This window comes from Micromonospora sp. NPDC005367, assembly GCF_040606825.1.
GTDB lineage: Bacteria > Actinomycetota > Actinomycetes > Mycobacteriales > Micromonosporaceae > Micromonospora.
In genome coordinates, this window is sequence record NZ_JBEXFP010000027.1 from 65,536 (window position 1) to 85,241 (window position 19,706).

Sequence of the window (19,706 nt, forward strand, 5' to 3'; positions counted from 1 at the left end):
GTGATTCGATCTTTGCGGGCCGGTCGGCGCGAGCCGACGCCACCCACACCGCACCCGTCCGGTGCGCGTCCGCCCGCGCTGCCGGCGGACGCGGTGCCCCGGCACGTGGCGGTGGTGATGGACGGCAACGGTCGGTGGGCCAAGGAGCGTGGGCTGCCGCGCACCAAGGGCCACGAGGCGGGGGAGTTTTCCCTCTTCGACACGATCGAGGGCGCCATCGAGATGGGCATCCCCTACCTGTCGGCGTACGCCTTCTCCACGGAGAACTGGCGGCGGTCGCCGGAAGAGGTCCGTTTCCTGATGGGCTTCAACCGTGACGTGATCCGCCGCCGCCGTGACCAACTGGTCGACCTCGGCGTACGGGTGGTCTGGTCGGGCCGGGAGGGGCGGCTCTGGAAGAGCGTCATCTCCGAGCTGCAGACCGCCGAGGAGATGTCCCGCCACAACTCGACGCTCACCCTTCAGTTCTGCGTGAACTACGGCGGGCAGGCGGAGATCGCCGACGCGGCGGCGGCGATCGCTCGTGAGGTGGCCGCCGGCCGGCTCGACCCGTCCAAGGTCAACGAGAAGACCGTGGCGAAGTACCTCTACCACCCGGAGGTCCCCGAGGTGGACCTCTTCCTCCGCCCGTCCGGGGAGCAGCGAACCTCCAACTTCATGCTCTGGCAGAGCGCGTACGCCGAGCTGATCTATCTCGACACGCTCTGGCCGGACTTCGACCGCCGGCACCTCTGGTACGCCTGTGAGCTCTACGCGCAGCGGGACCGGCGCTTCGGCGGTGCGCTGCCCAACCCGGTCGCCCCGCCCGCGCAGGGCTGAGCCTCACCGTCCCGGGCCGGCCACCGGGAGGCTTACTTCGCCGTCACGCTGGGTATCTGTCTTCTCAGCAGCCACTGACGGAGGTGAACCCACATGATCCTTAAGCGAATAGTCCAGTGGGCGCTGATGGCGGTCGCCGTTCCGGTGGCGGCAGCCGGCGCGCGTCAGCTCAGCCGGAAGATGGAGGCCCGTCGCGGCCCCTCCGGGGTCACCCGCCTGCTCAACAAGGGCGCGGACCACCTACGGCCGCAGAAGGCCAAGCGCCGCCGCTTCTGGTGACCGCCGCCTAGGATCGGAGGCGCGGGGCGTGTCGCGGGGGTGCGCCCCCGACGCGGGGGTGGTCATGCGGGATCTCCGGTACGAGATGACGGCCGCGCTGGCCGTCGCGGACCTGGTCGACGCCGCACAGCGGGAACGGGTCGCGGACATCTGCGCCGACGTCGCCGAGCGTTACTGCGCCGAACTCGGTCACACCCCGGCCATCCGTTCCGGTGAGATCGGCGAACTGGCCCAGGGGGAGCCGGCCGCGGGTTGGGCGCCCACGCCGGCGGAGGAGACGCAGCGCGCCTGGTGACGCCCGGGCCCCCGTCGGTTTGCCGTCTGGTGGGAGCCTGCCGGCTTGGGCGCCTTCCGTTCCCGACGTGGCTGCCGGAGGCAGGTCTCTCCCTGAGCCTGATACCTCAGAGGCATATTTATGCCTCTGAGGTATCAGCGGAGTGTCTGAGAAGGCTCGCTCGTGGCGCGAGGCGAGCGCTACTCGTTCGAAGAGGTCCCTCTCCTCGCCGCGTCGCAGGAATCGCGGCCGGACGAGGCCGCGCTGGTCATGCCTCCACTTCGGACCCGTCGCCCGCCCAGAGGGTGTGGAACGTGCCTGCCCGGTCGACCCGGTGATACGTGTGCGCTCCGAAGTTGTCCCGCAGGCCCTGGATCAGCGCGGCCGGTAGCCGCTCCGCACGCAGCGCGTCGAAGTAGGCCAGCGACGAGGAGAACGCCGGAGCGGGCACCCCGGCCCGGGCCGCTTCGGCCACGACCCGGCGCCAGCTCGGCACGCCCGCGCTGACCGCCTCGGCGAAGTACGGCGCCACCAGCAGCGTGGGCAGGTCGGGCTGCTCGTCGTACGCCTCGCGGATGCGGTCCAGGAACCGGGCCCGGATGATGCAGCCGCCCCGCCAGATGGTGGCGGTGCCACCCAGGTCGATGTTCCAGTCGTACTCGCGGCTGCCCGCTCTGATGTGGTCGAAGCCTTGCGCGTAAGCGACGATCTTGGAGGCCAGCAACGCCCGGCGGACGTCCTCGACGAACGTGTCCCGGTCGTCGACCTTCAGTTTCGCGCCGCCGCCGGGGAACGCCCGGCGGGCCGCCTCACGCTGGTCGGCGTGCCCGGAGAGCGAACGCGCGAACGTCGCCTCGGCGATGCCGGTGATCGGGATGCCCAGGTCGAGCGCGCTCTGCACCGTCCACCGGCCGGTGCCCTTCTGTTCCGCCTGGTCGCGTACGAGGTCGACGAACGGGCGGCCGGTGCCGGCGTCGGTGTGCGCCAGCACGTCCCCGGTGATCTCGATGAGGAAGGACTCCAACTCCCCGCGGTTCCAGTCCCGGAAGATTTCCGCGAGCTCCGCCGGCTCGGCGCCCAGACCGGCCCGCAGCAGGTCGTACGCCTCGGCGATGAGCTGCATGTCGGCGTACTCGATGCCGTTGTGCACCATCTTCACGAAGTGGCCGGCACCGTCCGGGCCGATGTGCCGGCAGCACGGCACCCCGTCGACCTGGGCGGCGATCTTCTCGAAGATCGGCCCGAGCCTCTGGTACGACTCCTCGGAGCCGCCGGGCATGATGCTCGGCCCGTGCAGCGCACCCTCCTCGCCGCCCGACACGCCGGTGCCGACGAAGTGCAGCCCATGCTGCCGCAGCGCCGCCTCCCGGCGTTGGGTGTCCGCGAAGTGCGCGTTCCCGCAGTCCACCACGATGTCGCCCGGCTCCAGCAGGGTGGCCAGCTCGTCGATGACGGCGTCGGTCGGTCCGCCGGCCTTGACCATGACGATCACCGCGCGGGGGCGCTCCAGCGCCGCGACGAAGTCGGCCATCGACTCGGTGGCCACGAACGTGCCCTCGCCGCCGTGTTCGGCGATGAGGCTTCGGGTGCGCTCCGGCGTGCGGTTGTGCACCGCCACCCGGAACCCGTTGCGGGCCAGGTTGCGGGCCAGGTTGCGACCCATCACCGCGAGCCCGGTAACGCCGATCTGCGCCTTCGCCTGCTCGGCCATGCGCCGCCACCTCTCACCGTCGCTCTTCGCGTTTCGAACTTATCGCGAGCGACGTCGACGGGTACTGGCGATCGTGATCCCGTCACCGTGGGTAGGGGAGTGCGCGTACGCCCGGGGGTGGATAGCCTCAGCCCATGCGCTGATGACGCCCAGTTCCGAGCCGGCCCGCCGCCGCCGTGCCACCCGGTCAGCCGATCAGGGGACGGAAGGTCCCGAGCACGATGCTGGTGGTGAGGGCCGCCGCGGCCAGCGCCACCGCACCGACCACGAGCCACGTGTCGGCGGCGGTGAACCGTTGGCGGCGGGCGACCGTACGCGGAATGCCGGCGTCGAACCCTCGCGCGTCCATCGCGACGGCGAGCCGGGTGCCCCGCCGGATCGCCCCGACCAGCAGGGCGAACGCGGTCGACACGAAGAGCCGCAGCTTCGCCACCGGGTTGCCTCCGGCGTCCACCCCGCGTGCCCGGCGGGCCATGCTGATCGCCTGCCACTCCTGCCCGAGCAGCGGCACGAGGCGGAACGCGGCCAGCGCGCCGACGGCGAACCGGGCCGGTGCCTTCGCGTTCTGGATCAGCGCGTCGGCCAGGTCCGTCGGGTCGGTGGTGGCGAACACGATCACGCCGGGCAGCGCCACCGCGAACATCCGCAGCACCAGGCCGAGCGCGGTCAGCAGCACGCCCGAGGTGACCACGACCGGGCCCGCCTCGAACAGCAGCCGGCCGGAGCGGTCGGCCGCGAAGAGCACCAGGGTGACCACGATGCCGACCGCGCTCACCAGCAGCGGCCAGGCGCGGTGGGCCAGCACCCGGTAGCGGATGCCGAAGAGCGGCAACGCCACCAGTTCGACAGCGATGGCGATCGCCGGGGCTACCGGGTCGAGCGTGGCGACGAGGACGAAGGAGAAGAGCAGTGCGGCGGCGAGTTTGGCCACCGGGTTGCGCCGGGCCAGCGGCGCCCCGGGGACGGCGACCGGTTCGAGGTTGATCACGAGGACCCCCTGGTCGAGGCCGCCGGCCAGTCGCCGGCCGGCCCGGGGCGGGTCAGCGTGACCTGCCGGTCGGCCAGCGCGGCGACGAACTCCGCGTCGTGGGTGACCGTGACGACACCGTGTCCGGCGTCGCGCAGGTCGGCGAGGAGGTCCACCAGCTCCAGCCAGGTCCGCCGGTCCTGGCCGAACGTGGGCTCGTCGCAGATCAGCAGCCGGGGCGCGGTGGCCAGGGCCGTCGCCACGCTCAACCGTCGCGCCTCACCACCGGAGAGGGTGTACGGGTTGGCGGCGGCGAGCGCGGTCAACCGCAGCCGGTCGAGCAGCCCGTCCACCGTGGTGCGGACCTCCGCCTCGGGCCGGCCGGTGCGGCGCGGGCCGAGCGCCAGTTCGTCGAAGACCGTGCTGGTGACGAATTGGTGCTCCGGGTCCTGGAAGACCGAGCCGATCCGGGTGGCCAGGGCCGGGGCGCGCCAGCGGTGCGGGGGAGTGCGGGCATCCCGGCCGGCCAGCTCCGCGCTCGCCGTGACCGTGCCGTTGCCGGGCCTGAACAGCCCGCCGAGGAGCAGCGCCAGGGTGGACTTGCCCGCCCCGTTGGGGCCGAGCACGGCGAGCGCCTCGCCCGCGCGTACGGTCAGGTCGGTTTCGGCCAGGCGGGGCGGCAGGCCGAGCCGCTCGGCGGTGAGCAGCGCCTCGCCGGGCGCGGCGGTGGCGCGGCGCGGCGGCACGGTGCGGCCCGGCACCCAGACACCCTCGGCGGCGAGCGCGTCACCGTGCGCGTCGAAGACCGCTTCCGGCGTGCCGTCGGCGCGTACACCGCCCCCGGGTTCCAGCACCACCACCCGGTCGACCAGGGGCAGCGCCTCGGCCACCCGGTGTTCGACCAGGATCAGCGTCGTGTCGGCGTCCAACGCGCCGGCGACCGCCGAACGCACCAGCGTCGCGCCGGCCGGGTCGAGGTTGGCAGTCGGCTCGTCGAGCAGCAGCAGCCCCGGCCGCAGCGCGAGCGCGCCGGCCAGCGCCAGCCGCTGCTGTTCGCCGCCGGACAGTTGGGCGGTGCGCCGGTCCCGGCGGTACGGGAAGCCGACCCGGTGCAGCGCCTCGTCGACCCGGGGCCAGATCTCGTCGGTCGGCACGCCCCGGTTCTCCAGCCCGAACGCGACGTCGTCGCCGCAGCGGGCCATCACCAGTTGGCTCTCCGGGTCCTGGAAGACGATGCCGACGCGTTCCCGGGCCTTACGCGGGTCGAGCCCGTCGACCTCGACGCTGCCGCTCTGCTCGCCCGAGTCCTCGGGCAGCAGCCCGGCGAGCGCCGCGAGCAGGGTGCTCTTGCCGGCGCCCGAGGGGCCGAGCAGCAGCACCCGCTCGCCGTGCTCGATGCGCAGGTCGACGCCGCGGACCGCCCAGCGCTTCCGCCCGGCGTGCCGCCACCCGAAGCCGCGCAGCGTAACACCGCTCACTACCGCCACCTCCTCCCCACCCATCCACCCGGCGGGCCGCCCCACCCGCCGCCCAGCAGGCTGCCCCGCCCGCCGCCCAGCAATGTTGATCAAGAGGTTTGCGTCAGGATCGCGACCACCGTTGACGCAAACCTCTTGATCAACGGGGTTGGGGGGTCTTGGCAGGGTTAGATGGCGGCGCGTTCGCGGCCGACGGGGAAGCGGTCCAGCGCGCCGGTGTTGGCGAGCGCGCGGGTCAGCGCCCAGCCGCCGACGCCCGCCACGATCGTCGCGCTGACGACGGTGAGCAGGGCGTACGGCAGCCGGTAGCTCGCCAGGTCGGTCTCGGTGTTCCAGTAGACGAAGTCGAAGACCGCAGCGCTGACGCCGGTGAACGCGCCGGCCAGCACCGCCGCCGGCAGGCGGAACGAGCGGTACCGGAACGCCGCGAAGGCCAGTTCCGCGCCGATGCCCTGCATCACGCCCTGGACGATCGTGATGCTCGCCCACTGGCTGCCCAGCAGCGCGGACAGGATCGCGGCCACCGTCTCGCAGTAGAGCGCGGCACCGGGCTTGCGGATGACCAGGCCACCGAGCACGGCCGGGACCAGCCAGACGCCGTAGATCAGCGTCTGTGCCGGCGGGAAGAAGGCGAACGCCGCGTCGGTGGCGCTCCAGACCAGGTTCCAGGCCCAGAAGATGACGCCGAAGGCGACGGCGATCACCGACGCGACGACGATGTCGATGGTTCGCCAGCGATTGGTGTCGTTGCTTTTCATCTGTTTGCTCCCAGTTCAGCCGCAGGAACCAGGAGAAGACGCACGCCGCGCCCGGTGGTCACCGGACGGCGACGCGGCTGGAGGTCGACCGAACTCCCTGCGCTGGCATTACCCAGATCAGGTTCGAGGGTCTGCGGGCGTGCCCGCACTCTCAGCGCTGTGCGCTCCCCTGTCGGATGTGAAATTGATACGCAGACGCTAGCACCGTGGGCAGGTGCCGGGCCATGCTGCCCGACCTGGGTAGGCTGCCGATCATGCGCATCGACGTCCGTGGTCTGGAGTTCGTGGTACGCGTCGGCGGCCCGGAGGACGGCGAACCCGTCCTGCTGCTGCACGGCTTCCCGCAACACGGCGGAGAGTTCGACGAGGTGGTGCCGGCCCTGCACGCCGCCGGGCTACGCACGTACGCCCCCGACCAGCGCGGCTACTCGCCGGGCGCCCGGCCGGCCGAGGTCGAGGCGTACCGGCTGGCGGAACTGGTGGCCGACGCGGTGGCGCTGCTCGACGCGCTGGACGTCGAGGCGGCGCACCTCGTCGGGCACGACTGGGGCGCGGCCGTCGCCTGGGCGGTCGCCGCGGCGCACCCCGAGCGGGTCCGCACCCTCACCGCCGTCTCGGTGCCGCATCCGGCCGCCATGGCGTACGCGCTCGCGCACGACCCGAAGCAGCGCGCCCGCTCGTCGTACATGGTGCTGTTCCGCCAGGCAGGGAAGGCGGAGAAGGCACTGCTCGGGCTGCGGGCGGCAGGGTTGCGCCGGCTGCTGCACGGCGTCGGCGACAGTGCCCGGGTGGCGGCGTACGCGGAGCCGATGCGCGAGCCCGGCGCACTGACCGGGGCGCTGAACTGGTACCGGGCGATGTCGGGGGCCGCGCTGGGGGCGGTCGGGCCGGTGACCGTGCCCACCACGTACGTCTGGAGCGACCGCGACAACGCGATCGGCCGCGGCGTCGCGGAGATGTGTGCGCAGCACGTGACCGGCGACTACCGCTTCGTGGAGTTGCCCGGGGTGAGCCACTGGATCCCCGACGAGGCGCCGACCCCGCTGGCCGAGGCGATCCTGGCCCGGGCCCGCGGGGCGGCGTGAGCGGGGGGGCCCACGCGGGCCGGTCGGGACGTCAACACGGATGGGACGGAGGAACGATGACACTGAGCGCCGAGGGCTACCTGGCGATGGTGACGGAGACGATGAACCGGGTGGCCGGCAGTCAGCGGGAGGCGGTCGGCCGCGCGGCTGACCTGATCGCCGAGGCGGTACACGCCGACGGGGTGGTGCACGCCTTCGGCACCGGGCACTCCGAGGCGCTCGCGATGGAGATCGCCGGGCGGGCCGGCGGGCTGGTGCCCACCAACCGGATCGCGTTGCGGGACCTGGTACTGCTCGGCGGTGCCCCGGCCGACGTGCTCGGCCCCACCCTGGAGCGGGATCCGGCGGTCGCGCACCGCCTCTACGCGCTGGCCCCGGTACGCCCGCAGGACGTCTTCGTGCTCGCCTCGAACTCGGGGGTCAACGGCGCGATGGTGGAGTTCGCGTCCGTCGTCAAGGAGAACGGTCACGCTCTGGTGGCGATCACCTCGGCGCAGCACTCCGGCCAGATGACGTCCCGCCATCCGTCCGGTCGTAAACTCGCCGACTTCGCCGACGTGGTGCTCGACAACGGTGCCCCGTACGGCGACGCGATGCTGCCGCTGCCCGGCGGTGGCGCCGTGGGCGCGGTCTCCTCGATCACCGCCGCCCTGCTCGCGCAGCAGATCACCGTCGAGGTGGTGGCCCGACTGCTCGCCGCAGGGCAGCAGCCCCCGGTCTACCTGTCCGCCAACATCGCCGGCGGCGACGAGCACAACCACGCGCTCGAGGCCCGGTACGCCGGTCGTATCCGCCGGGGCTCCTGACCCCGGCCGCGCGACCGGCGCGCTCCCATCCGACCTCTTGTGAGCCTGTTTCGGATGACGGGCCATCGGGCACTGGCGTTGCTGCCGGTGGCCCGCCCCGCCGGCAGTAGCGTCGGAGCAGGAGGTAGCGCGTGTCCAAGGAGACCGAGCGGCAGCGCTGGCAGCGCAACTTCGCCGATCTGCTCCAGGAGCTGCGGGTCGCCCAGACCGGGGTGCAGATCCTGTTCGCCTTCCTGTTGACTCTGCCGTTCAGCAACGGCTTCACGCGTACCACCGACTTCCAGAAGGACATCTACGTGGTCGCGCTGCTGGCCGCCGCGGCCGCCACGGCGATGATCATCTCGCCGGTGGCGTTCCACCGGGCACTCTTCCGTCAGGGGCGCAAACCGGAGCTGGTCCGGTTCGCCCACCGGATGGCCTCCTGCGGACTCGCCTTCATGCTGATCTCGATGGTCAGCGCCGTGCTGCTGATCACCGACTTCGTCCTCGACCGTCCGCTCGCGTTCGTGCTCAGCGGGTTGACCGGGCTCTGGTTCCTCATCTTCTGGGGGCTGCTGCCGTTCGTCCGCCGCAACTGGGGCGAGGACGACATCGACGACGAGGACGACGACCCTCGTACGCTCGCCGGCGACTGACCCCGGGACGCCGACCGGGGCGTACGGCCCGGCCGCCCGCATCGCCGAAACTCGATCTTCACGGAGAGCTACCTCTGGGTAACAACCGGGGGTAGCGTGGCGTTTGTCGAGCACGTTGACGCAGCGGACCGAGGTTCGAGGGGGCAGCCGTGACCACGACGCAGAACAGCCGACCCGAGCCGGACGCCTCCGGCGGCACTCCGGAGCCGACCGAGACCAGCGGCGGCACCGCCGCCCCGCTGCCGGCCGAGGCAGGGCACGTCTCCGAGAAGGAGGCCCGCCAGGTCGCCGAGGCGGCCCGTGAATCCACCTGGGACCGCCCGAGCTTCGGCAAGTCGCTCTTCCTCGGCCGGTTCCGACTCGACCTGATCAACCCCTGGCCGAGCTCCGACGCGGACGAGGACGCCCGCGCCGAGGAGTTCCTCGCCCGGCTCCGGGAGTACCTCGTGACCGAGGTGGACGGCGCCGCGATCGAGCGGGACGCGCGCATCCCCGACGAGGTGTTCCAGGGCCTCGGCCGGCTCGGTGCGTTCGGCATGAAGATCGACCGGGCGTACGGCGGGCTCGGCCTGAGCAACCTGCAGTACTGCCGGGCGCTGATGCTCGCCGGTTCGGTCAGCCCGGCGATCGGCGCGCTGCTCTCCGCGCACCAGTCCATCGGCGTGCCGCAGCCGTTGAAGATGTTCGGTACGGCGGAGCAGAAGCAGCGCTTCCTGCCCCGGCTGGCCGCCGGCGAGGTTTCCGCGTTCCTGCTGACCGAGCCGGACGTCGGCTCCGACCCGGCACGGTTGGCGACCACCGCCGAGCCGACCGAGGACGGCACCGGCTACCGGCTCAACGGTGTGAAGCTCTGGGCGACCAACGGCACCGTGGCCACGCTGCTCGTCGTGATGGCCCGGGTGCCGGCCGGTGCGGGGCGCCGCGGTGGGATCACCGCCTTCGTCGTGGACGGTGACGCCGACGGCATCACGGTGGAACGACGCAACGGATTCCTCGGACTGCGCGGGCTGGAGAACAGCGTCACGCGGTTCCACGACGTCTTCGTGCCGAAGGAGAACGTCATCGGGGGTGAGGGCAAGGGGCTGAAGATCGCGCTGACCACGCTCAACACCGGCCGCCTGTCGCTGCCGGCCATGTGCGTGGGCGCCGGCAAGTGGTCGTTGAACGTGGCTCGGGAGTGGGCCGCCGACCGGGTCCAGTGGGGCCGGCCGGTCGGCACGCACGAGGCGGTCGCCCAGAAGCTCGCCTTCATGGCCGCGACGACGTACGGCATGGAGACCATGCTGGAGATCTGTTGCCGGCTCGCCGACGACGACCGCAACGACATCCGGATCGAGGCGGCGCTCGTCAAGCTCTACGCCAGCGAGATGGCCTGGCGGATCGCCGACGACCTGATCCAGATCCGCGGCGGCCGCGGCTACGAGACGGCCGAGTCGCTGACCGCCCGGGGTGAACGCCCGGCCGCCGTCGAGCAGCTGCTGCGCGACGTACGGATCAACCGGATCTTCGAGGGCTCGACCGAGATCATGCACCTGCTGATCGCCCGGGAGGCGGTCGACGCGCACCTCTCGGTCGCCGGGGACATCATCGACCCGGATGCGGGCCTCGGCCGCAAGGCGAAGGCGGGGGCCCGGGCCGGGGCCTTCTACGCGAAGTGGCTGCCCACGCTCGCCGTCGGCCGCGGGCAGAGCCCCAGGGCGTACGCCGAGTTCGGGCCGCTCGCCGGTCACCTGCGGCAGGTGGAGCGCGTCTCGCGCAAGCTCGCCCGCTCGACGTTCTACGCGATGTCCCGCTGGCAGGGCCGGATGGAGCGCAAGCAGGCGTTCCTGGGTCGGATCGTGGACATCGGGGCGGAGCTTTTCGCGATGGCCGCGGTATGCGTCCGTGCGCACGCCGAGCGGGACACCCGGCCGGAGAATCTCGAACTGGCCGACCTCTTCTGCCGGCAGGCCCGGGTACGGGTCGACGCCCTCCTCTCGGCGCTCTGGGAGAACACCGACTCGGTCGACGTCGCGGCGGCCAAGCGGATCCTTGCCGGCCGCTACGCCGACCTGGAGTCCGGTGTGATCACCCCGTCCGACGAGCTGCCCTGGGTGGCCCGTTGGTCGCCCGGCCCGTCCACCGCGGCCGACGTCCGCCGGCGGATACCACCGCCCCAGTGACCTGAGCCGACACTCGGCAGCGGACACGCATTTCTGAATGAGCCCGATACCACAGCGGTATAAATATGCCGCTGAGGTATCAGGCTCCGGACGAGACCTGCCCCCAGGCCCCTCCCTGGGTCAGCGGGCGATGGCCCAGGCCAGGATCGCCGCGAGGATCAGCCCGTTGAGCGCCGCCAGGCCGAGGTAGGCCGCGGGCGGGATGCGACGGCCCTTACGGACCAGGCTGACCAGTACGGCGGCGTAGCCGAGCAGCAGAACGGCGATGACGACCAGGAAGTAGAACACCCGAAGACCTTAGCGGCCCGCCCGTAGGCCGAGCCTGCGCAGCTCCAGCGCGGCGAGCGCGTCGACGGTGGCGTCGTCGCCGCGGCGCCAGGCCTCGGCCACGTCGGGCGCGATCCGGGTCAGCCGGTCCAGCGGCTGGCGGGCGAGTGCGCGCAGCGCCAGCAGGTCGCGCCCGCCCGGCGCGGCGGCCAGCTTCGCGGCGGACCCGGCGCGGCGGACCCAGCGCACCCGCAGCGGCAGCCAGCCGACGAGCACCAGGCCGAGCGGGAAGATCAGCACGGCCACGGCGAGCGCCAGGGCCAGCTGGTCGACGAGTTCCTGCTGGTCACGGCCGGCCTCGGCCAGCGCCCGGGCGGCACCGGCCGCGCGCTCGAACGGGGCGGTCAGCTCGTCGCCGACCAGCGGCACCCCGCCGACCTTGCCGCCGGCTTCGGCCAGGTTGTCGGCGAGCCCGCCGCCGGCGCCCTCCAGCTTCTGACCGGGTACGGCGAGCTTCTGCACCAGATCGTGCAGCCAGAGCGCGCCGCGGATCGCGGCGTACACCCAGACGACGACGAGCAGGTCGGTGAGGAACTGTCGGGCGGCGGTCGGAAAGCGATCGGCATAGATCTTCACGCCGGACAGCGTGGCACGGCCGGCGGCCGGTTGGGGAGGTCAGCCGGCGCAGCCCTGGCAGGTGCCGAAGATCTCCATGGTGTGGCTCACGTCGGCGTAGCCGTGCTGGGCGGCCACCCGTTCGGCCCAGCTCTCCACGGCGGGGCCCTCGACCTCGACGGTCCGCCCACAGACCCGGCAGACCAGGTGGTGGTGGTGCCCCTCGCTGCACCGGCGGTAGAGGTGCTCGCCGCCCGGCGGGCGCATCACGTCGATCTCGCCGGCGTCGGCGAGCCCTTGCAGCGTCCGGTAGACCGTCGTGAGACCGACCCGCTCACCCCGTGTACGCAGCATCGCGTGCAGGTCCTGCGCGCTGTGGAATCCCTCCACCTCGGCCAGCAGAGCGCTGACCGCACTGCGCTGACGGGTGTTGCGCAGGGTTGCGCTGCTCTCGCTCACCACGTGACACCTCCGACCCGTCGCCGCCTCATGATCCCTCACCGGCGTGGCTGACCGCGTCCGCCACGATGTGCGCGACGTGCTCGTCGACCAGGGAGTATGCGATCTCCCGACCTCGCCGGGAGCCCCGCACCACACCGGCTCCCCGCAGCACCCGCAGGTGTTGGGAGACCAGTGGCTGCGTCACGCCCAGCTTCTCCACCAACTCGTGCACGCACCGCTCGCCGGCGGCGAGCTCGCTGACGATGGCCAACCGGATCGGGGCCGACAGCGCGCGCAAAAGCTCACTGGCACCTTCGAAGCCGTCGTAGCCCGATCCGCTGCTCACCCCGTAACGATAACCAGTTCCGCCGGGCTCGCGCCCGCCCCGGTCATCCGAGCACGACCTCGTGCGGCTCGGGGGTGGTCTGAGCCGCCGCGGGCACCCGCCGGCGGCGCAGCACCCGCCAGCCGGCCGCGGCCAGCGCGACCACGAGGAACGAGGCGATCGCCATCAGCACCACCGACGCGCCGGGAGCGGTGTCGGCGGTGGCCGCCACCCAGACGCCCGAGCCGGCGGCGAAGAGGCCGAGCGCCATCGCCGCCGTCATGGTGGACCGGAAACCGCGGGTCACCTGTTGGGCGCTGGCCACCGGCACCACCATGAGCGCGCTGATCAGCAGTACGCCGACCGCCCGCATGGCGATCGTCACGGTGACCGCGGTGGTGATCGCGATCAGCAGGTTCAACGTCCGCACCGGCAGGCCGGAGACCCGGGCGTACTCCTCGTCGTGGCTGACCGCGAAGAGCGCCGGGCGCAGCACGAGCATGGCCACCAGGATCACCGCGCCGAGCACCACGATCGTGGTCAGGTCGCCCGGCGAGATGGTGGTCAGCGATCCGAAGAGGTACGCGTTGAGGTTCGCACTGGGGCTGTGGGAGAGCCCGACGAGCATCACACCGCCGGCTATGCCGCCGTAGAAGAGCAGTGCCAGGGCGAGGTCTCCGGAGGTGCGTCCGCGGGAGCGGACCAGCTCGATGGCGATCGCGCCGAGGGTCGCCACGATCACCGCGACGAGCACCGGGGAGCGGTTGAGCAGCAGGCCGGCGCCGACGCCGGTCAGCGCCACGTGCCCGATTCCGTCGCCGATCAGCGCCAACCGGCGCTGCACCAGGTAGATCCCGAGCGCCGGGGCGGCGAGGCCGATGACCAGCGCCGCGATCAGGGCGCGCTGCATGTACGGGTACTGGAAGAGTTCCATGGTCAGATGCTCCAGAGCCGGGCCGGCTCGTCGTCGCAGTGCGGGTGCACGTGGTCGTGGTCGGGCTCGGCGTGGTGACCGGCCGGTTCCGGCACCGGGCCGTCGTGGCAGATGCCGCCCTCGTGGACGACGATCGCCCGGCTGATCACCGGCCGCAGCGGGCCCAGCTCGTGCGCCACCAGCAGCACCGTCCCGCCGTCGGCGACGAAGTCGCGCAGCGCCGCGGCGAACGCCTCCTGGCTGGCCGCGTCCACCCCGGCGGTCGGCTCATCCAGCACCAGCAGTTCGGGACGGCCGGCGAGGGCCCGGGCGATCAGGGTGCGCTGCTGCTGGCCGCCGGAGAGGGTGGCGACGGCGTCGTTCGCCCGGTCGGCGAGCCCGACCGCGCGCAGCGCGCTGTCGACGGCGACCCGGTCGGCGGCGCCGGGCGGGCGGAGAATGCCCCGCCGGGCGAGCCGGCCGGCGGCCACGACCTCCCGGACGGTGGCCGGTACCCCGCCGCCCGCGCCGAGCCGCTGCGGGACGTACCCGATCCGCTCCCACTGCCGGAAGCGGCGCAGCGGGCGGTCGAAGAGGCTGACCGACCCGGCGCTCAGCGGGACCAACCCGAGCACGGACCGGATGAGGGTGGACTTGCCGGAGCCGTTGGCACCGAGCACGGCGACCACCTCACCGGCGGTGACGGTGAGCGAGACGTCGCGCAGCACGGCGCGGCCGTCGTAGCCGACGGCCGCGTGTGCGACGGTGATCACGGGTGGGTTCACGAGCAGCCCAGCGCCGTACGCAGCGCTTGCAGGTTCGTACGCATGACTGAAAGGTAGTCCGACGAGCCGCTGTCGTCGGTGAGGCCCTCGATGGGGTCCAGCACGGCGGTCTTCGCGCCGACCTCCGCGGCGATGGTCTCGGCGATCTTCGGGCTGACCAGCGTCTCGAAGAAGATCGTGGTGGTCTTGTGCGCCCGCGCCTCCTCGGCCACCTCGGCGAGCCGCTGCGGAGAGGGCTCGCTCTCCGGGTTGAGGCCGGTGATGCCCACCTGCTCCAGCCCGTACTGCTTGGCCAGGTAGCCGAAGGCCGTGTGGCTCGTCACGATCTCCTGGCGCTCGCAGGTCTTCAGGCCGGTGGCGTACTCGGTGTCCAGCTTCGCCAGGTCGGCCTGGAGTTCCTTGGCGCGGGAGGTGAAGTCGGCGGCCTGGTCCGGGTCGGCCTTGCCCAGCTGATCGGCGAGTTGGTCGGCGACGGTGGCGAGACGGGTCGGGTCGAGCCAGAAGTGCGGGTCCTTGCCGCCGAGCGCCGCTTCCTCCTCCTCGGCCTCGTCCCCCTCGTGCTGGTGGCCACCGGTGGTGGCGTCCATCAGCGGCTCGACAGTCGAGACGTCGAAGGCCCGGTCGGCGGCGTTCTGCTGGACCGCCTCGTCCAGCGCCGGCTGGAAGCCCTTCAGGTAGACGACCAGTTCGGCCTGGCTGACCTCGCCGACCTGGCTCGGGGTGAGCTCCAGGTCGTGGGGCTCGGCTCCCGGCTTGACCAGGTTGGTGACCCGGACCGCGTCGCCGCCGATGCGCTCCGCGATGAACTGGAGCGGGTAGAACGCGGCGACCACGTCGACCCGCTGCGGGTCGGCGTCGGCTGGTCCGCCGGAGGAACAGGCGGCAGCGCCGCCGAGTGCGAGTAGGGCGGTGGTGGCGGCGGCCAGGGTACGGACGGTGACGCGGTTGCTCATGGCGTCAACTGTCCGTCGTAACGATAATGATTGTCAAAAACGCATAAGTGCATGTCACAGCAGCTTGACCAGGGCCACCGCCACCAGCAGCGTCAGCATCAGCAGCCGCACCACGCGGGTCTGCGGCGCCTGCACCGGCCAGGTGGTGGCCAGCAGCACGACCAGGACCGCGGCGAGCGCCAGCAGCAGCACCCCGCCGATCACTCCGGGTGCGAAGAGGGCGACCAGCACCAGCGCCAAGGTGATCAGGAACACCGCCGTGGGGTTCACCCCGGCCAGCCGGCCCAACACAGGGCTCTGCGTACGCTGCATCCCACAGACTCTACGAGGAGGACGCCGGTGCTGGTGACCAACCGGTTCGTGGTCGACGTCGATGTCGCCGACGAGTTCACCGAACGCGCGCACGCCGCCCTCACCGCGCTGGCCGCCCGCCCCGGCTACCTGCGCGGCCAACTGCTCCGGGCGCTCGACGACCCGACGCACTGGTGCCTGGTCACCGAGTGGGAGTCCGTCGGGGCGTACCGGCGGGCGCTGGGCGGCTTCGAGGTCAAGGTCGCCGCCGTTCCGCTGCTCGCACAGTCACTCGACGAGCCGTCCGCCTACGAGACGCTCGCCACCGCCGCGCCCGGCGGGACGGTGGTGGTCAACGCCAGTGATCGTGCCGCTGGTCCTTACCGCTGAGCCCGCGGGCACTAGATTGCTCGTATGACCGCTCCCGGACCGGCAGCCCCACCGCCGCACCCCTCGCCGCCCGGGCCGCCCGGCGAACAACCACCCGCCGTACCCGCCCCGCCGCCAGGTCCCGGGGTGTCGCCGCCGTTCGCCGCACCGCCCACCGAGGGGCGTCGGACCCGGCTCTGGCTGGGCCTCGGCGTCGGTGCGCTGGCCGTGCTGCTCTGCTGCGGCGGAGGCGGCAGCGCCGTGGTCGGTCTCGCGGTCAGCGGCGTGCAGGCGGTCCGTGAGCAGGGCCGCACGGTCTCCACCGACTACTACCAGGCGCTCGTCGACCAGAACTTCGGCCAGGCGTACGACCAGCTCTGCGACGACGCGCAGCGCCGCGAGTCACGGCCGGACTTCGAGAGCCGGGTGGCCGCGGAGCCGCAGGTGACCGCGTACCGGGTCGGCGACGTCGACACCAACAACCTCACCGTGCCCGTCGACGTGATGCTCGAGGGCGGCCGGCGGGAGCGGCAACAGGTCATCCTCGGCCAGGACCCGCAGACCGGTGGCCTGGAGGTCTGCGGGATCAACTGAACCCGCCCCGGTATTCTGCTGGGCTCAGGGCGCTTCCGTCGCTAGCGTTGTCCCGAACTGCTCATTCCGTGCCCACCACGTCCCCGCCGACCGCCAGCCGGCGTAGGAGGAAACATGCCAGTTGACCGTATCGACGCCGTCGTCAGCCTCGCCAAGCGCCGAGGCTTCGTCTTTCCCTCCAGCGAGATCTACGGAGGCACCCGGTCGGCGTGGGACTACGGTCCGCTCGGCGTGGAGCTCAAGGAGAACGTCCGCCGGCAGTGGTGGAAGATTATGGTCCAGGGGCGGGACGACGTCGTCGGCCTGGACTCGGCCGTGATCCTGGCCCGGAAGGTCTGGGAGGCATCCGGTCACATCGCCGAGTTCGTCGACCCGCTCACCGAGTGCCAGTCCTGCCACAAGCGGTTCCGCTCCGACCACCTGGAGGAGGCGTACGCCGAGAAGCACGGCAAGCCGCTGACCTCGCTGGCCGAGCTGAACTGCCCCAACTGCGGCAACAAGGGCACCTTCACCGAGCCGAAGATGTTCAACGGCCTGATGAAGACCTACCTCGGCCCGGTGGAGAGCGACGAGGGTCTGCACTACCTGCGGCCGGAGACCGCCCAGGGCATCTTCGTCAACTACAACAACGTGGCGACCGCCGCACGCAAGAAGCCGCCGTTCGGCATCGCGCAGACCGGCAAGTCGTTCCGCAACGAGATCACCCCGGGCAACTTCATCTTCCGTACCCGCGAGTTCGAGCAGATGGAGATGGAGTTCTTCGTCGAGCCGGGCACCGACGAGAAGTGGCACGAGTACTGGCTCCAGGAGCGTTGGAACTGGTACATCGACCTCGGCCTGTCGGAGGCGAACCTGCGCTTCTACGAGCACCCGAAGGAGAAGCTCTCCCACTACTCGAAGCGGACCGTCGACATCGAGTACCGCTTCCAGTTCGGCGGCACCGAGTTCGCGGAGCTGGAGGGCATCGCCAACCGGACCGACTTCGACCTCTCCACGCACAGCAAGCACTCCGGGGTCGACCTGTCCTACTTCGACCAGACGAAGAACGAGCGCTGGACGCCGTACGTGATCGAGCCGGCCGCCGGCCTGACCCGCGCGGTGCTGGCCTTCCTGCTCGAGGCGTACGACGTCGACCAGGCGCCGAACGCCAAGGGCAAGATGGAGGAGCGCACCGTCATGCGCTTCGACCCGCGGCTGTCCCCGGTCAAGGTGGCGGTGCTGCCGCTGTCCCGCAACGAAGCGCTCTCGCCGAAGGCCAAGGAGCTCGCCGCCACGCTGCGCAAGCGCTGGGTGGTGGAGTTCGACGACTCACAGGCGATCGGCCGCCGCTACCGCCGGCAGGACGAGATCGGCACGCCGTTCTGCGTGACCGTCGACTTCGACACCCTGGACGACAACGCGGTGACCGTGCGGAACCGGGACACCATGGGGCAGGAGCGGGTTTCCCTCGACCAGGTCGAGCGCTACCTGATCGAGCGGCTGCCCGGCTGCTGAGCTGCGACGCGGGGGCCCCGGCGAGCGAGAGCGCCCGCCGGGGCCCCCGTACACTTGTCGGGTGACCGCCCCGACCCTGCCCGCGCTGCGACCACTCATCCTCGGGCGGCACCAGGTGTGGCCGCCGGTGGTGCTGGCGCCGATGGCGGGCATCACCAACGTCGGATTCCGGCAGCTCTGCCGGGAGCAGGGTGGCGGCATCTACGTCTGCGAGATGATCACCACCGTCGCGCTGGTCGAGCGGAACCCGAAGACGCTGCGGATGATCGCCTTCGGCGCCGACGAGCAGCCCCGCAGCCTCCAGCTCTACGGCACGGACCCGGAGACCACCGCGGCCGCCGTGCGGATCGTCGTCGAACGGAACCTGGCCGATCACATCGACCTGAACTTCGGCTGCCCGGTGCCGAAGGTGACCCGCAAGGGCGGCGGAGCGGCCCTGCCGTGGCGGCGCCGGCTCTTCGCCCGGCTGGTCAAGGCGGCGGTGGACGCCGCGTCACCCGCCGGGGTGCCGGTCACCGTCAAGATGCGCAAGGGCATCGACGACGAGCATCTGACGTACGTCGAGGCGGGGCTCGCGGCCCAGGACGCCGGAGTGGCGGCGGTAGCGCTGCACGGGCGTACGGCCGCCCAGCGCTACTCGGGCACCGCCGACTGGGACGCGATCGCCACCCTGAAGCAGGCCTTGGACGTGCCGGTGCTCGGCAACGGCGACATCTGGGAGGCGGACGACGCGCTCCGGATGGTCGCACACACCGGCGTGGACGGGGTGGTCGTCGGCCGCGGCTGCCTCGGGCGGCCGTGGCTCTTCGCCGACCTGGAAGCCGCGTTCAACGGCCGCCCCGAACGCCGGCTGCCCAGCCTCGGCGAGGTGGCCACGACCATGCGCCGGCACGCGGAGCTGCTCGTCGAGCAGTTCAGCGCCGGCGAACGTACCCCGGGCCGGGGCGAGCGGGACGGCTGCACCGACTTCCGCAAGCATGTCGCCTGGTACCTGAAGGGCTTCCCGATCGGCGGCGAGCTGCGCCGAGAGCTGGCGATGATCGAGAGCCTGTCCCAACTGGACGACCTGCTCGCCAAGCTCGACCCGACCGTGCCCTTCCCGGTGGAGAACCTGGGCCAGCCGCGCGGCCGTACCAACTCTCCGGGCAAGGTCTTCCTGCCCGACGGCTGGCTCGCGAGCCGCGACGACGACACCGTGCCGGAGGGCGCCGAACTCGCCGACTCCGGCGGCTGACCCGTCCGCCAAACTGCCACAGCACCGGGAACGACGCGGAGCGAGCGGCCGAATTCGGTGCACGGAACCGGGCTGGGTGGCGTGGTTCGTGGCTGGCCTGGCGCAGGGTTGCGCGGGGTGGTTCGTTGCCGGCCCAGCGCTGCGCGGCGTGGTTCGGGGGCGAGTGGCCCGGTTCAAAACGCGGCCCGACTCTGGAGCGCGGTTCGGGCCCAGCGGCGACGGCGTGGTTCAGGCCGAGCGGCGACGGCGTGGTTCAGGCCGAGCGGCGACGGCGGCGGGTTGGGCCGAGCGCCGATGGCGTGGCCGAGATGTGTTGTCGACCAGGGGCCGGATTCAGGTAAGGACCGGTCCTTGTGGTGTGCGGACGACGAAAGGGCCGGCCCCTTTGTGGGGTCGGCCCTTTCGGTTGGTTGTGTGTGCTGTGTGGTTACTCCGGGTCAGTTGGTGGAGT

The 19,706-nt window shown here is 71.9% G+C and carries 23 protein-coding genes and 1 riboswitch; of the genes, 11 read left to right on the top strand and 12 right to left on the bottom strand.

The window, feature by feature from the left end; translation table 11 throughout:
- The 3 genes from ABZS42_RS19710 to ABZS42_RS19720 all read left to right on the top strand — a co-directional run bounded on the left by ABZS42_RS19710 (position 1) and on the right by ABZS42_RS19720 (position 1,393).
- Positions 1 to 819: an isoprenyl transferase gene (locus ABZS42_RS19710; RefSeq protein ID WP_355147208.1), complete on the top strand. Its 819-nt coding sequence runs from the start codon at positions 1 to 3 to the stop codon at positions 817 to 819.
- A 93-nt stretch (positions 820 to 912) separates the two neighbouring features.
- Positions 913 to 1,098 (top strand): hypothetical protein, encoded by a 186-nt coding sequence (locus ABZS42_RS19715; RefSeq protein ID WP_355147210.1) that lies wholly within the window; start codon positions 913 to 915, stop codon positions 1,096 to 1,098.
- A gap of 64 nt (positions 1,099 to 1,162) precedes the next feature.
- The gene (locus ABZS42_RS19720; protein ID WP_076473343.1) at positions 1,163 to 1,393 is read left to right on the top strand and encodes a thioredoxin reductase; all 231 of its coding nucleotides are present in this window, start codon (positions 1,163 to 1,165) and stop codon (positions 1,391 to 1,393) included.
- A gap of 247 nt (positions 1,394 to 1,640) precedes the next feature.
- On the opposite strand, the gene gndA is transcribed toward ABZS42_RS19720, so the two are convergent.
- The 4 genes from gndA to ABZS42_RS19740 all read right to left on the bottom strand — a co-directional run bounded on the left by gndA (position 1,641) and on the right by ABZS42_RS19740 (position 6,286).
- The gene (gene gndA, locus ABZS42_RS19725) at positions 1,641 to 3,083 is read right to left on the bottom strand and encodes an NADP-dependent phosphogluconate dehydrogenase (protein ID WP_355147212.1); all 1,443 of its coding nucleotides are present in this window, start codon (positions 3,081 to 3,083) and stop codon (positions 1,641 to 1,643) included.
- Positions 3,084 to 3,270: 187 nt separating this feature from the next.
- Positions 3,271 to 4,071, bottom strand: a complete 801-nt coding sequence (locus tag ABZS42_RS19730) for an energy-coupling factor transporter transmembrane component T (protein ID WP_355147214.1) — start codon at positions 4,069 to 4,071, stop codon at positions 3,271 to 3,273.
- Positions 4,068 to 5,528: an ABC transporter ATP-binding protein gene (locus ABZS42_RS19735; protein WP_355147216.1), complete on the bottom strand. Its 1,461-nt coding sequence runs from the start codon at positions 5,526 to 5,528 to the stop codon at positions 4,068 to 4,070. The genes ABZS42_RS19730 and ABZS42_RS19735 overlap by 4 nt, the downstream gene beginning before the upstream one ends.
- Positions 5,529 to 5,695: 167 nt before the next feature.
- Positions 5,696 to 6,286, bottom strand: coding sequence for an ECF transporter S component (locus ABZS42_RS19740; RefSeq protein ID WP_355147218.1), 591 nt, complete (start codon positions 6,284 to 6,286; stop codon positions 5,696 to 5,698).
- Positions 6,287 to 6,362: 76 nt separating this feature from the next.
- Positions 6,363 to 6,467: riboswitch (TPP riboswitch) on the bottom strand.
- A gap of 73 nt (positions 6,468 to 6,540) precedes the next feature.
- Here ABZS42_RS19740 and ABZS42_RS19745 point away from each other — a divergent pair.
- The 4 genes from ABZS42_RS19745 to ABZS42_RS19760 all read left to right on the top strand — a co-directional run bounded on the left by ABZS42_RS19745 (position 6,541) and on the right by ABZS42_RS19760 (position 10,974).
- On the top strand, positions 6,541 to 7,371 hold the full coding sequence (locus tag ABZS42_RS19745) for an alpha/beta hydrolase (protein ID WP_355147220.1): 831 nt from the start codon (positions 6,541 to 6,543) through the stop codon (positions 7,369 to 7,371).
- A gap of 56 nt (positions 7,372 to 7,427) precedes the next feature.
- Positions 7,428 to 8,177 (top strand): SIS domain-containing protein, encoded by a 750-nt coding sequence (locus tag ABZS42_RS19750; RefSeq protein ID WP_355147222.1) that lies wholly within the window; start codon positions 7,428 to 7,430, stop codon positions 8,175 to 8,177.
- 131 nt (positions 8,178 to 8,308) lie between these two features.
- Entirely contained in the window at positions 8,309 to 8,812 is a 504-nt protein-coding gene (locus ABZS42_RS19755) for a DUF6328 family protein (RefSeq protein WP_355147224.1), read from the top strand.
- Positions 8,813 to 9,051: 239 nt separating this feature from the next.
- Positions 9,052 to 10,974, top strand: a complete 1,923-nt coding sequence (locus tag ABZS42_RS19760; protein ID WP_355147257.1) for an acyl-CoA dehydrogenase family protein — start codon at positions 9,052 to 9,054, stop codon at positions 10,972 to 10,974.
- Positions 10,975 to 11,094: 120 nt separating this feature from the next.
- On the opposite strand, the gene ABZS42_RS19765 is transcribed toward ABZS42_RS19760, so the two are convergent.
- The 8 genes from ABZS42_RS19765 to ABZS42_RS19800 are packed head-to-tail and all read right to left on the bottom strand — an operon-like array spanning position 11,095 to position 15,585.
- Positions 11,095 to 11,262, bottom strand: a complete 168-nt coding sequence (locus tag ABZS42_RS19765) for a hypothetical protein (protein WP_355147226.1) — start codon at positions 11,260 to 11,262, stop codon at positions 11,095 to 11,097.
- Positions 11,263 to 11,271: 9 nt separating this feature from the next.
- A complete protein-coding gene (locus ABZS42_RS19770) occupies positions 11,272 to 11,877 on the bottom strand; it encodes a hypothetical protein (protein ID WP_355147227.1) in 606 nt (201 codons plus the stop codon).
- A 39-nt stretch (positions 11,878 to 11,916) separates the two neighbouring features.
- On the bottom strand, positions 11,917 to 12,315 hold the full coding sequence (locus tag ABZS42_RS19775; RefSeq protein WP_355147229.1) for a transcriptional repressor: 399 nt from the start codon (positions 12,313 to 12,315) through the stop codon (positions 11,917 to 11,919).
- A gap of 28 nt (positions 12,316 to 12,343) precedes the next feature.
- Positions 12,344 to 12,643 carry a metalloregulator ArsR/SmtB family transcription factor gene (locus tag ABZS42_RS19780; protein WP_355147231.1) on the bottom strand — a complete coding sequence of 100 codons (300 nt, stop codon included), beginning with the start codon at positions 12,641 to 12,643 and terminating at the stop codon, positions 12,344 to 12,346.
- Between the two features lie 43 nt (positions 12,644 to 12,686).
- Positions 12,687 to 13,556 carry a metal ABC transporter permease gene (locus tag ABZS42_RS19785; RefSeq protein WP_355147233.1) on the bottom strand — a complete coding sequence of 290 codons (870 nt, stop codon included), beginning with the start codon at positions 13,554 to 13,556 and terminating at the stop codon, positions 12,687 to 12,689.
- A 2-nt stretch (positions 13,557 to 13,558) separates the two neighbouring features.
- Positions 13,559 to 14,320 carry a metal ABC transporter ATP-binding protein gene (locus tag ABZS42_RS19790; protein WP_355147235.1) on the bottom strand — a complete coding sequence of 254 codons (762 nt, stop codon included), beginning with the start codon at positions 14,318 to 14,320 and terminating at the stop codon, positions 13,559 to 13,561.
- The gene (locus ABZS42_RS19795) at positions 14,317 to 15,273 is read right to left on the bottom strand and encodes a metal ABC transporter substrate-binding protein (RefSeq protein ID WP_355147237.1); all 957 of its coding nucleotides are present in this window, start codon (positions 15,271 to 15,273) and stop codon (positions 14,317 to 14,319) included. The genes ABZS42_RS19790 and ABZS42_RS19795 overlap by 4 nt, the downstream gene beginning before the upstream one ends.
- Positions 15,274 to 15,327: 54 nt before the next feature.
- The gene (locus ABZS42_RS19800; RefSeq protein WP_355147239.1) at positions 15,328 to 15,585 is read right to left on the bottom strand and encodes a DUF6703 family protein; all 258 of its coding nucleotides are present in this window, start codon (positions 15,583 to 15,585) and stop codon (positions 15,328 to 15,330) included.
- 27 nt (positions 15,586 to 15,612) lie between these two features.
- Here ABZS42_RS19800 and ABZS42_RS19805 point away from each other — a divergent pair, with 27 nt between their 5' ends.
- The 4 genes from ABZS42_RS19805 (at position 15,613) to dusB (ending at position 19,255) form a co-directional block, all read left to right on the top strand.
- Positions 15,613 to 15,954, top strand: a complete 342-nt coding sequence (locus ABZS42_RS19805) for an antibiotic biosynthesis monooxygenase family protein (protein WP_355147241.1) — start codon at positions 15,613 to 15,615, stop codon at positions 15,952 to 15,954.
- A 24-nt stretch (positions 15,955 to 15,978) separates the two neighbouring features.
- The gene (locus ABZS42_RS19810; protein WP_355147243.1) at positions 15,979 to 16,527 is read left to right on the top strand and encodes a hypothetical protein; all 549 of its coding nucleotides are present in this window, start codon (positions 15,979 to 15,981) and stop codon (positions 16,525 to 16,527) included.
- A gap of 114 nt (positions 16,528 to 16,641) precedes the next feature.
- Positions 16,642 to 18,021, top strand: coding sequence for a glycine--tRNA ligase (locus ABZS42_RS19815; RefSeq protein WP_355147245.1), 1,380 nt, complete (start codon positions 16,642 to 16,644; stop codon positions 18,019 to 18,021).
- A 61-nt stretch (positions 18,022 to 18,082) separates the two neighbouring features.
- A complete protein-coding gene (dusB, locus tag ABZS42_RS19820) occupies positions 18,083 to 19,255 on the top strand; it encodes a tRNA dihydrouridine synthase DusB (RefSeq protein ID WP_355147247.1) in 1,173 nt (390 codons plus the stop codon).
- The last annotated feature ends 451 nt before the right edge of the window (positions 19,256 to 19,706 follow it).